The sequence below is a fragment of the Microbacterium sp. Leaf203 genome, from assembly GCF_001421275.1.
In the GTDB taxonomy this organism is placed as follows: Bacteria; Actinomycetota; Actinomycetes; order Actinomycetales; family Microbacteriaceae; genus Microbacterium; species Microbacterium testaceum_A.
In genome coordinates, this window is sequence record NZ_LMKF01000022.1 from 1,023,529 (window position 1) to 1,035,920 (window position 12,392).

Below are 12,392 nucleotides of genomic sequence, written 5' to 3' on the forward strand. Positions count from 1 at the left end.
CGCCCACCGAAGGATTTCGACATGACGATCACCCAGGAGCAGGCCACCTGGTTCTCCCAGACCTTCTCGCAGATCGCCGACAACGTCGAGCGCGCCGTCCTCGGCAAGCGGCACGTGGTCGAGCTGGTGCTCACCGCCATGCTCAGCGACGGCCACGTCCTCCTCGAGGACGTCCCCGGCACTGGCAAGACCTCGCTCGCGCGGGCGGTCGCGTCGTCGGTCCAGGGCACGAACACGCGCATCCAGTTCACCCCCGATCTCTTGCCCGGTGACATCACGGGCATCACGGTCTACGACCAGAAGACGGGGACCTTCGAGTTCCACACGGGCCCGATCTTCGCGAACATCGTCCTGGCCGACGAGATCAACCGCGCGAGCCCCAAGACCCAGTCGGCGCTGCTCGAGGTCATGGAAGAGGGCAAGGTCACCATCGACGGCGTCTCTCGAGAGGTGGGCGTGCCCTTCCTCGTCCTGGCGACCCAGAACCCCGTCGAGCAGGCGGGAACCTACCGTCTCCCCGAGGCCCAGCTCGACCGCTTCCTGCTGCGCACCTCGCTCGGGTACCCCGACCACGCGGCGACCGTCCGCATCCTCGACGGTGCGCCCGTCGCCACGGCCGAGCTGCGCGCGATCATCACGCCGCAGGCCCTGGTCGGAATGGCCGACCTCGCGGCATCCGTCTACGTCGACGCGCTCGTGCTGGACTACATCGCGCGTCTCGTGGATGCCACCCGCACGGCCGACGAGGTCCGCCTCGGCGTGAGCATCCGCGGGGCCCTCGCCCTCACGCGCGCCACGCGCGCCCGTGCCGCGTCGCAGGGGCGGACCTACGCCACCCCCGACGACGTCAAGGCCCTGGCCGTCGCGGTGCTGGCGCACCGGCTCATCCTGCACCCCGAAGCCGAGTTCGACGGGGTCACCCAAGAGGCCGTCGTCGGCCAGGTGCTCCTCGACACCCAGCCGCCCTCGCAGCGCGAGAGCGCCTGACGGTGGCGCGTCCCGTGGCGTCCGCACCCCGCTCGGGGGGTGAGCCGTGCCCGATCTGAATCTGACCGAGTCGCGTCTCACGCGGACCTCGGCGGGCACCATGGTGACGGGCTCGCGCACCTCGGTCACGTCGACCTCGGTCCGTCGACAGCGTCGGATCGTGCGTGCGGTGGTCCAGGTCGCGGAGTGGTGGCGGATCACGACCGAGGCCGTCGCCGCCGCGGTGCGATGGGCTGGCCGGACCGTGCGTCCCGCCGGGGTGGTGGTCGTGGTCGCCGCGACGGTCGGCCTGCTGCTGGGCGTGCTGTTCGGGTGGGTCGAGTGGATGGTCGCGGGCAGCGCGGCCCTGATCCTGCTGGTCATGAGCGTGCCGTTCCTGTTCGGCGCTCGGGCCTACGAGGTCGACCTGGCGCTCGAGCACGAGCGCGTGACCGCCGGCAACGGTGTGACGGGACAGATCGTTGTGCGCAACGAGAGCGCGCGTCCCGCGCTGCCCGGCCGCCTCGACATCCCCGTCGGTCGGGGCCTCGTGGAGTTCGGGGTGCCCTTCCTCCGCCCCGGGCAGAGCTCCACGGAACCGCTCGAGATCCCCCCGCTCCCGCGCGGAGTCGTCCGGGTCGGGCCTGTCACGACGGTGCGCAGCGACCCCGTGGGCCTGCTTCGTCGGGAGCACGCCTTCGACGACGTGCACGACCTGTTCGTGCACCCGCGCACGGTGGGGCTGCCCTCCACGAGCGCGGGTCTCGTGCGCGACCTCGAGGGCAACGCCACGCGCCGACTGGTCGATGCGGACATGTCGTTCCACGCCATCCGCGAGTACGTCCCCGGGGACTCCCGTCGGCAGGTGCACTGGAAGTCCACCGCGAAGACGGGCCGGCTCATGGTGCGGCAGTACGAAGAGTCGCGCCGCTCGAGGATGGCGGTCGTGCTCGCTGCGGCGACGCAGGAGTACACGGACGCCGACGAGTACGAGCTCGCCGTCTCGGCCGCGGCCTCCCTAGGCCTTCGGGCCGTGCGCGACGCGCGTGACATCGACATCGTCACCGGGTCCGAGATCCCGCGTGTCGTGAAAGGGCGCCTGCGCGCCATTCGTCACATCCCCGTCGTGGCCCCGCGCACGATGCTCGACGGGTTCAGCGCGATCGAGCGGCACGAGAACACCATGCCCGTCGAGGACGTCTGCCGATTGGCATCCGAGGCGAACGAACGCCTCTCGATCGCCTTCGTGGTCGTGGGCGCCGCAGTGCCGCTCAGCCGCCTGCGCCAGGCGGCCCTCGCGTTCCCGGCCGACACGGCCGTCGCCGCCGTGATCTGCGACGAGCGCGCGCACCCGCGGATGCAGAACATCGCGGGCCTGACGGTGCTGACCATCGGCACCCTCGACGACCTCTCGGGTCTGCTGGTGAGGGGGGCGACCTCGTGAGCGGGCGTCGAAGCACGCGCGCGGGGATGCGCCGGCGCGGGACGAACCTGCCGCGCAATGCGGCCGCTGCCGTCTACACCGTGCTGTCGGTCGCGCTGGCCACCGTCGCCGCCTGGCCCGTTTACGCGTCGGGCTCCTTCCTGCTGCTGGTGGCGGTGTCGGTCATCGTCGCCGGAGCGGTCGTGGGGGTCGTGTCGTGGCGCCGGTGGAGCGGGTGGATCCTCGCGGCCGGTCTGCTGGGGGCGTTCACGGTGCTCGCGGTTCCGCTGGCCGTCCCCTCGCGGCTCACCTCTCCCCTCGACGTCCTGCGCGGCCTGGGCGAGTCGTTCGCGGGCATCATCGTCGCCTGGAAGGACCTCGTCACGGTCGATCTGCCGGTGGGGGCCTACCGCAACCTGTTGATCCCCGCGCTCGTGATCTTCCTCGTGGGAACCGCCCTCACCTTCGCTCTCGCCACCCGCGGCGATCGCTGGGCACCGTTCGCGGTCGTGGGCGGTCTGGGCATGACCGGGTTCGGCCTCTTCTTCGGGCGCACCTCGACCAGTGCGCCCCTATCGATCGGCTCGTTCGACCTGCCGGCGCCGGTGGAGACGTTCGTGGGTCTCAGCGCCCTGCTGGTCTCGGTGCTGTGGTTGGCGTGGAGGGCGCAGGACGAGCGCGGGCGAGCCCTCCGCCGAGCGAGCGACGTCTCGGCCGTTCCCGTGGGCCCTGGACGCTCGCGTGCGGATCGCCGACGGCTGGGCCTCGGCGCGGGGATGCTGGTGGTCGCGGTGGCCGTCACGGTCGCCGTGGTCCCTGCGGCCGCGCGCGACGCGGATCGCCAGGTCCTCCGATCGGCCGCTGGTCCGGAGCGACTGATCGCCGAGGCCGTGAGTCCCCTGTCGGAGTACCGCTCGATGTTCTCCGACGCGCGCTCGGACCAGGTGCTGTTCCGCGTCGGCGGGACGGGGGCGGAGCCCGAGCGCATCCGCATCGCGACCCTCGACGCCTACGACGGCGAGATCTTCCGGGCTTCCGGCAACGAGGGTGCCGGGTTCGTGCGCCTTCCGTCGACGCGCGATGCGGGGGAGGGTAGGCCCGTCGAGGCGGAGGTCGAGATCGTCGACCTCGGAGGCATTTGGATGCCGACCGCCGGCCGTCTCGCGTCCGCCACGTTCGAGGGAGACCGCCGCGGCCTTCTCGCCGACCGGTTCTACTACAGCTCCGACGCCGAGGCGGGCGTGCAGACCGCTGACGGCGGGCTCGTCGAGGGGGATCGCTACCGCCTCGACGCCGTCGAGCCCGTCACCGACGACCTCGCCACGATGACCCCGCCGGGCGCGGGAGACGGCGTCTCCGGGGGAGACAACCTCCGTCGCTGGGTCCAGGAACACGCCAGCGGCAACGACGGCGCGGCTCTGCAGAGCCTGGTCCAGATGCTCCGTCAGCGGGGCTACCTCAGCCACAGCCTCGCCCCGGAGGGTGGGCCGACGCCGAAGTGGGCGGCCGGTCTGCAGGGGTATCAGCTCCAGCCCAGCGCGTCCGGACATTCCTTGGCCCGTATCGACCGCATGTTCGAGCGTCTGCTCGAGCGGGAAGACGACCCGCGAGCCGCCGCTTCGGGTAACTTCGTCGCCGCCGTCGGCGATGACGAGCAGTTCGCCGTCGCCACGGCGCTCATCGCCCACGAGCTCGGCTTCCCGGCTCGGGTGGTCGTGGGCACGCGGTTGGTGTCCACGGACGCGAAGCTCTCCACCTGCGAGGCGGGGGAGTGTCGAGCGCGCGATCTCACCGCGTGGACCGAGGTGCAGGGATCCGACGGCCGATGGGCTCCCATCGATGTCACCCCGCAGTGGGAGCAGTCGCCGAGCCTCGAGGTCACTCAGCAGCAGGATCCCGAGAACGTCACGGAGGTGCGGCCCGACACCGTTCAGGAGGTCGTGCCTCCCGAGCCGGTCCAGGAGGACAACGCCCAGAACGACGACCCGCGCACCGACGACGGGGTCGACCTCGCCTGGCTATGGGCGAGCCTGCGCATCGCGGGGATCTCGCTGCTCGTCCTGCTCGTGCTCTTCGGCCCGTTCCTCGCGGTCGTCATCGCCAAGGCGGTGCGCCGTCGTGGGCGCCGCCGCGACGCGGATCCGCGGACGGCCATCGCCGGAGGCTGGGACGAGTACGTCGACGCGGGCGTCGATGCGGGTCGCACCGTTCCGCGCGCGCCGACGCGTCGCGAGGTGGCGGAGGCCTTCGCCACCCCCTCCGGAACGCTTCTCGCCGAGGGTGCCGACCGGGCCGTGTTCTCGTCGGAGCAGGTGGATTCCGACGAGGTGGAGGCGTTCTGGCGCATCGTCGACGAGGAACGCCGTACTCTCACCCGTGAGCGGGGCTTCTGGCGGCGCCTGCGTGCGGCCGTATCGTTGAGATCGTTCCTGCGGTTCCTCGCTCCACGCCCTTCGCGGCGGGGGTCGCCGCACCGCGACGAGAGGGGGAAGCGCTCCACCGCCCTGGTGGAACGCGACACGACATGAACGATTCGACCATGGTGGTGCTCGGGGCGACGTCTTTCGCCCTCGTCGTCGTCTTGTACGTCTGGCTCGCTCTCGCCCTCGCGGCGCTTTTCCGCAAGGTCGGAGAACCCGCCTGGAAGGCGTGGGTGCCCGTCCTGAACGGGGCCACCGTGCTCAAGCTCGGCGGGTTCTCGCCGTGGCTGATCCTGTTGAACCTCGTGCCCATCTTCGGAGGGATCGCCTTCATCGCGGTCTTCATCGTGGCGGTGCATCGCATCAACACGGGGTTCGGGGTCGGAGCGGGCCTCACCGTCGTGGGGGCGTTGTTCCCCGTCATCTGGGCGAGCATCCTGGGCTTCGGGTCCGCGCGGTGGCACGGGGAGCGCCGTACGAGCCGCCCCGACGAGAACTCCGCTCCCGTCCGGCGCGGCAAGGACTTCGACGGCCCGTACGTCCCCCTCATCGGCGGATGGACCCCGGAACAGGGGCCCTCGGCTCCCGCCCCGGATGCCGCGGCTCCCTCCGCGCCGCTCGCGCCGGTGTCCGCCCCGGTCACCCTCCCCTTCGCCGCTCCCTCGCCGTCGCTCGCCGACGCGGTTCCCTCGGTGAACGACTGGGCCCCGCCGGCTCACGTCCCCGCCCCCGCGGCGGAGCGCCCTCGTGCAGAGGACGAGCGGGTCGGGCAGGCCCGCGACGCCGCGCCCGCGACGTCCGTCTTCGACGTGCTCGATGCCCTGCGCGACGGGTCACCTGTCGAGGACGACCGTCCCGCAGCCGCCCCCGCCGCCCCGCCGGTTCCGTCCGCAGCGCCCGAGGCTCCCCGCTCCCACGTCGCCGACGCTCCGGCGGCCGTCCCCACCTGGGCGCCGCCCGTGGTCGCACCGACGCCCTCGCCCGCTCCGGCCGACGAGGTCGAGGAGGAGTCCGACCCCGTCGCTCCGTGGGCCAACCCGCCGCGTCGTTCCTCGCAGGGTGCCGCATCCGCGCCCATCGCGGACGTGCCCCTCACTCGCCCCGCACCCGACGCGGTCCCCGCTCCTCGCCCCTCGGTGGCCGCGGCCCTCGACGAGTTCCCCGAGTTGTCCGAGGCGGTCTCCGCGGTGGCTGAGGCTCCGGATGCCGGCTCCCCCCGCTCCGCGCGCACGTCGGTGTCGGCGCTCTACACGCAGCCCGAGGTTCCGGCGGTGTCGGCAGAGGACGACTTCGACGCCCTCGATCGGACCGTCGTCACGCGTCGCAAGCGAATCCCGTGGGCTCTCGTGCCGCCGAGTGGCACGCCCGTCGATCTCACCTCCGCGGTGGTGATCCTGGGTCGCCGTCCCGGCCCCGACTCCGCCTATCCGGATGCGCAGCTCGTGCCGATCTCGGACGAGACGCGGACGGTCTCCAAGACCCACGCGCGTCTCGAGCTCCGCGGCGACACCTGGTACGTCACCGATCTGCACTCCACCAACGGCGTCCTCTTCGCCACGCTCATGGGTACCGAGGTCGAGGCCCCTCCGGGCGAGGAGATCGAAGCCGGTGAGCGCTTCTTCCTCGGTGACGCGGAGGTGCGCCTCTCGCGGAGCGACGCGTGAGCGGCCCGTACGACCGCCCGGACGACCCCGACGAGGTCACGCTCTGGGCAGGGCGACTCCGATCGTGGCCGACCCCGGCGCCGGCGGAGGACGACGAGCTCGCCGACGAGACGGTCCTCTCCCGTCGGGACACCCCGGACGACGACACGGTTCGGTCTGCGGCCGACGTCCCCGAGGACGAGACTTTCGTCTCGCGGCGGACGCCGGGGGAGGAGTCCTCGGCTTCGCGGGTGGACCTTGCGGACGAGGCGACGGTGGTTTCGCGTCGTGAGGCGACGGTGGAGGAGTCCTCGGATTCGCGGGTGGACCTTGCGGACGAGGCGACGGTCGTGTCGCGTCGTGAGGTGCCGGTGGAGGAGCCCTCGGCTTCGCGGGTGGATCTTCCGGACGACGAGACGATCGTGTCGCGCGCGGAGGTGCCGGCGGGTGAGATGTCGCGGTCGCGGGTGGATCTTCCCGACGACGCGACGGTCGTCTCGCACCGTGAGGTCGTCGACGACGCGACCATCGCTTCGCCCCCGACGCGATCCGCACTTCCCGGCCGGGCCGGTCCCGCCGACGACGAGGTGGGCACCACCGCTCCGCGGCGCGCCGCCACGCCTCCCCCGCTCGACGCCGCCGTTCCCGACGAGGCGACGCGGAGTCGATCGACGCCGGAGGCGGAGGGCCTCGTCCCCGATGAGCTCACCCGTCGCCGGAGCTCCGACCCGGATCCGCTCGACGAGGCCACGCGCGCTCGTCCCGCCGCGGACGTCGACGACGAGACCGCCTCGGGCTCGCGCCGTCGTCGCCGCGAAGCGGCAGGGGGACGGACGGAACCGGTGGTCGAGGGCGCCGTTCGCGATGCCCGTGTCCCCGACGCCCTCGCCACGGAGTCGTACGAACCGCGACGCGACGCGCCCGCGCGAGTCGAGCGTGTCGCCGCCGTCCGAGCGCCGTCGGCCCCGGACATCGGGACGGTCCGTCCGCGCGCGAACCGGGGCGCCGGCCGCGTCATCGTCCTCGTCGCGGTCATCGCGGTGGTGCTCGTCGCCTCGATCGTCGGGGCCGTCCTGCTGCTGACAGGCTGAGGGGCTCGGCATCCGGGATACTCCCAGTGACCGGACCCGTACTCGTTTGCCCACGTCCCGGGGAACGCGTATCATTGACCGGGTGTGCGTTCACGCGCGCCGTGCGTCATGCCTTCGGGTGAGTCGTTCGGATCAACGCTCGCACCATCTCAGGGATCGGCCTGCGAACAGGTCGCCCCCACGGCATATCCACCACGAATCGCGCAAGATCATTCTGGCGCGCGGTGGATCACACGTGAGCCCGACACGTCACGAATCGCAAGATGAGCGACATGACGGGGGAGACACGACGCTGTCACCGTGCAGCACCCTGGGCGCCACCGCGAGGGAACGTCCAGCCAATCAAGGAGAGAACGTGCCAACCATTCAGCAGTTGGTTCGCAAGGGCCGCTCGCCGAAGGTCTCGAAGACCAAGGCTCCCGCGCTGAAGTCGAACCCCCAGCAGGCCGGCGTGTGCACCCGCGTGTACACCACGACCCCCAAGAAGCCGAACTCGGCCATGCGCAAGGTCGCCCGCGTGAAGCTGCGCAACGGCACCGAGGTCACCGCCTACATCCCCGGCGAGGGCCACAACCTGCAGGAGCACTCGCTCGTGCTGGTTCGCGGCGGTCGCGTCAAGGACCTCCCCGGTGTCCGTTACAAGATCGTCCGCGGTGCACTCGACACCCAGGCTGTCAAGAACCGTAAGCAGGCTCGCAGCCGCTACGGCGCGAAGAAGGGCTGAGAAACATGCCTCGTAAGGGTCCTGCCCCGAAGCGTCCCGTCGTCAACGACCCGGTGTACGGCGCTCCCGTCGTCACCCAGCTGGTCAACAAGATCCTCGTCGACGGCAAGAAGTCCATCGCCGAGTCGATCGTCTACGACGCCCTCAAGGGTGTCGAGGCGAAGAACAGCCAGGACGCCGTCGCCACGCTCAAGAAGGCGCTCGACAACGTCCGTCCCACCCTCGAGGTCAAGAGCCGCCGCGTCGGCGGCTCGACCTACCAGGTTCCCGTCGAGGTCAAGCCGCACCGTGCGAACACCCTCGCGCTGCGCTGGCTCGTGAGCTACGCGAAGGGTCGTCGTGAGAAGACGATGACCGAGCGTCTGCAGAACGAGATCCTCGACGCCTCGAACGGCCTCGGTGCCGCGGTCAAGCGCCGCGAAGACACCCACAAGATGGCCGAGTCGAACCGCGCCTTCGCGCACTACCGCTGGTAAAACCCGCGGAGGGTCCGTGACCGCACCCCGGTCGCGGACCCTCCGATGGGCCCGGCATCAACCTCCCAACAGGTAAGGAAGACACCCGTGGCACAAGACGTGCTCACCGACCTTCACAAGGTCCGCAACATCGGCATCATGGCCCACATCGATGCCGGCAAGACCACGACGACCGAGCGCATCCTGTTCTACACGGGCGTCAACCACAAGATCGGTGAGACGCACGATGGTGCGGCGACCACCGACTGGATGGAGCAGGAGCAGGAGCGTGGCATCACGATCACCTCCGCTGCTGTGACCTGCTTCTGGGACAAGAACCAGATCAACATCATCGACACCCCCGGTCACGTCGACTTCACGGTCGAGGTCGAGCGCTCGCTGCGCGTGCTCGATGGCGCCGTCGCCGTCTTCGACGGCAAGGAGGGCGTCGAGCCCCAGTCCGAGACCGTGTGGCGTCAGGCCGACAAGTACGACGTTCCCCGCATCTGCTTCGTCAACAAGATGGACAAGCTGGGCGCCGACTTCTACTTCACGGTCGACACCATCGTCAACCGCCTGAAGGCCAAGCCGCTGGTCATCCAGCTGCCGATCGGTGCCGAGAACGACTTCGTCGGCGTCATCGACCTCGTCGAGATGCGCGCACTGGTGTGGCCCGGCGACGCCAAGGGTGACGTGACCATGGGCGCCAAGTACGAGATCCAGGAGATCCCGGCCGACCTCGCCGACAAGGCCGCCGAGTACCGCCAGCAGCTCCTCGAGACCGTCGCCGAGTCCGACGACGCCCTCCTCGAGAAGTTCTTCGGTGGCGAGGAGCTCACGGTCGCCGAGATCAAGGGCGCCATCCGCAAGATGACGATCAACTCGGAGCTCTACCCCGTGCTCTGCGGTTCGGCGTTCAAGAACCGCGGCGTGCAGCCCATGCTCGACGCGGTCGTCGACTACCTCCCCTCGCCCCTGGACGTGCCGGCCATCGAGGCCCACGACCCCAAGGACGAAGAGATCGTCATCGAGCGCCACGCCGACCGCGAGGAGCCCTTCGCGGCTCTCGCGTTCAAGATCGTGACGCACCCGTTCTTCGGTCGCCTCACCTACATCCGCGTGTACTCGGGTCACCTCGACTCCGGCGCCCAGGTCGTCAACGCGACCAAGGGCAAAAAGGAGCGCATCGGGAAGATCTTCCAGATGCACGCCAACAAGGAGATGCCGGTCGACTCGGTCACCGCCGGTCACATCTACGCGGTCATCGGCCTCAAGGACACCACCACCGGTGACACCCTGTGCGACCCGGCCAACCAGGTCGTCCTCGAGTCGATGACGTTCCCGGAGCCGGTCATCGAGGTCGCCATCGAGCCCAAGACCAAGGCCGACCAGGAGAAGCTGGGTGTCGCCATCCAGAAGCTCGCGGAGGAAGACCCGACGTTCCGCGTCGAGCAGAACTCCGAGACCGGTCAGACCGTCATCAAGGGCATGGGCGAGCTGCACCTCGACATCCTGGTCGACCGCATGAAGCGCGAGTTCAAGGTCGAGGCCAACGTCGGAAAGCCGCAGGTCGCGTACCGCGAGACCATCCGCAAGTCGGTCGAGCGTCACGACTACACGCACAAGAAGCAGACCGGTGGATCGGGTCAGTTCGCGAAGATCCAGTTCGCGATCGAGCCCCTCGAGGTCACGGCCGACAAGACCTACGAGTTCGAGAACAAGGTCACCGGTGGTCGTATCCCGCGCGAGTACATCTCGCCGACCGACCAGGGCTTCCAGGACGCCATGAACGTCGGCGTGCTCGCCGGCTACCCCATGGTGGGTGTCAAGGCGATCCTCCTCGACGGCGCCTCGCACGACGTCGACTCCTCGGAGATGGCGTTCAAGATCGCCGGCTCCATGGGCTTCAAGGAGGCCGTCCGCAAGGCGAACCCCACGATCCTCGAGCCGATCATGGCCGTCGAGGTCCGTACTCCCGAGGAGTACATGGGCGACGTCATCGGCGACCTGAACTCGCGTCGTGGCCAGATCCAGTCGATGGAAGACGCCGCCGGCGTCAAGGTCGTCCGGGCCAACGTGCCGCTGTCCGAGATGTTCGGCTACATCGGTGACCTGCGCTCGAAGACCTCGGGTCGCGCCGTCTACTCGATGGAGTTCGACAGCTACGCCGATGTCCCGAAGGCCGTCGCCGACGAGATCATCCAGAAGAACAAGGGCGAGTAAAACCGCTCTCACGGATGCCGGGAACCCCGGGTTCTGCTCAGGTTCCCGGCATCCGCTCAAACTGAATACCGACTCTCTAGTAATCTGAGAACCATCCCCGCGAAGAACCGGTCGCAATCCAGTGCCCGAGACCTCGCAACCAACGTCCTGAGGAGGACCCAGTGGCTAAGGCCAAGTTCGAGCGGACCAAGCCGCACGTGAACATCGGAACGATCGGTCACGTCGACCACGGCAAGACCACGCTCACCGCTGCCATCTCGAAGGTGCTCGCCGACAAGTTCCCGTCGGCCACCAACGTTCAGCGCGACTTCGCGTCGATCGACTCGGCGCCGGAAGAGCGTCAGCGCGGTATCACGATCAACATCTCGCACGTCGAGTACGAGACCCCGAAGCGTCACTACGCTCACGTCGACGCGCCCGGTCACGCCGACTACATCAAGAACATGATCACCGGTGCCGCTCAGATGGACGGCGCGATCCTCGTGGTCGCCGCCACCGACGGCCCGATGGCTCAGACCCGTGAGCACGTTCTGCTCGCCAAGCAGGTCGGCGTTCCCTACCTGCTGGTCGCACTGAACAAGAGCGACATGGTCGACGACGAGGAGATCCTGGAGCTCGTCGAGCTCGAGGTTCGCGAGCTGCTGTCGTCGCAGGACTTCGACGGCGACAACGCCCCCGTCGTCCGCGTCTCGGGTCTCAAGGCTCTCGAGGGCGACGAGCAGTGGGTCAACGCGATCGTCGAGCTCATGGAAGCCGTCGACGAGTCGATCCCCGACCCGGTGCGTGACAAGGACAAGCCGTTCCTCATGCCCATCGAGGACGTCTTCACCATCACCGGTCGTGGAACGGTCGTCACGGGTCGCGCCGAGCGCGGTACCCTCGCGATCAACTCCGAGGTCGAGATCGTCGGCATCCGCCCGACGCAGAAGACCACGGTCACGGGTATCGAGATGTTCCACAAGCAGCTCGACGAGGCCTGGGCCGGCGAGAACTGTGGTCTGCTCCTCCGCGGCACCAAGCGTGACGACGTCGAGCGCGGCCAGGTCGTCGTGAAGCCCGGTTCGGTCACCCCGCACACCAACTTCGAGGGCACGGCGTACATCCTGTCCAAGGAAGAGGGCGGCCGCCACAACCCGTTCTTCACGAACTACCGCCCGCAGTTCTACTTCCGCACCACCGACGTGACCGGCGTCATCACGCTGCCCGAGGGCACCGAGATGGTCATGCCCGGTGACACCACGGAGATGTCGGTCGAGCTCATCCAGCCGATCGCCATGGAAGAGGGCCTCGGCTACGCGATCCGTGAGGGTGGCCGCACCGTCGGTGCCGGTACCGTCACCAAGATCCTCAAGTAAGTCCTTCCAGACTTCACTCGGCACAGGCCGGGCCTTCGGGCCCGGCCTTTGTCGTTCCCGCGGGGGATTCTCCCTCGAGTGCGATCTCCGAA

Annotated in this window: 9 protein-coding genes; all 9 read left to right on the top strand. The window is 69.4% G+C overall.

The window, feature by feature from the left end; all coding sequences use genetic code 11:
- Nucleotides 1–21 precede the first annotated feature (21 nt).
- Nucleotides 22–987: a MoxR family ATPase gene (locus ASE56_RS05885; protein WP_056226224.1), complete on the top strand. Its 966-nt coding sequence runs from the start codon at nt 22–24 to the stop codon at nt 985–987.
- 46 nt (nt 988–1,033) lie between these two features.
- A complete protein-coding gene (locus ASE56_RS05890) occupies nt 1,034–2,410 on the top strand; it encodes a DUF58 domain-containing protein (RefSeq protein WP_327037359.1) in 1,377 nt (458 codons plus the stop codon).
- Nucleotides 2,407–4,917: a transglutaminase domain-containing protein gene (locus ASE56_RS05895; protein ID WP_235556937.1), complete on the top strand. Its 2,511-nt coding sequence runs from the start codon at nt 2,407–2,409 to the stop codon at nt 4,915–4,917. The genes ASE56_RS05890 and ASE56_RS05895 overlap by 4 nt, the downstream gene beginning before the upstream one ends.
- Complete coding sequence (locus tag ASE56_RS05900; RefSeq protein ID WP_056226229.1) at nt 4,914–6,473, top strand: DUF5684 domain-containing protein; 1,560 nt, start codon at nt 4,914–4,916, stop codon at nt 6,471–6,473. Before ASE56_RS05895 ends, ASE56_RS05900 begins: the two co-directional genes overlap by 4 nt.
- Complete coding sequence (locus tag ASE56_RS05905) at nt 6,470–7,543, top strand: hypothetical protein (protein ID WP_056226232.1); 1,074 nt, start codon at nt 6,470–6,472, stop codon at nt 7,541–7,543. The genes ASE56_RS05900 and ASE56_RS05905 overlap by 4 nt, the downstream gene beginning before the upstream one ends.
- Before the next feature lie 355 nt (nt 7,544–7,898).
- Nucleotides 7,899–8,267, top strand: a complete 369-nt coding sequence (rpsL, locus tag ASE56_RS05910; RefSeq protein ID WP_013584051.1) for a 30S ribosomal protein S12 — start codon at nt 7,899–7,901, stop codon at nt 8,265–8,267.
- Between the two features lie 5 nt (nt 8,268–8,272).
- Nucleotides 8,273–8,743, top strand: coding sequence for a 30S ribosomal protein S7 (gene rpsG / locus ASE56_RS05915; protein ID WP_013584050.1), 471 nt, complete (start codon nt 8,273–8,275; stop codon nt 8,741–8,743).
- Between the two features lie 87 nt (nt 8,744–8,830).
- A complete protein-coding gene (fusA, locus tag ASE56_RS05920; protein WP_056226235.1) occupies nt 8,831–10,945 on the top strand; it encodes an elongation factor G in 2,115 nt (704 codons plus the stop codon).
- A 161-nt stretch (nt 10,946–11,106) separates the two neighbouring features.
- Nucleotides 11,107–12,300 (top strand): elongation factor Tu, encoded by a 1,194-nt coding sequence (tuf, locus tag ASE56_RS05925; RefSeq protein ID WP_056226238.1) that lies wholly within the window; start codon nt 11,107–11,109, stop codon nt 12,298–12,300.
- Nucleotides 12,301–12,392: the final 92 nt, after the last annotated feature.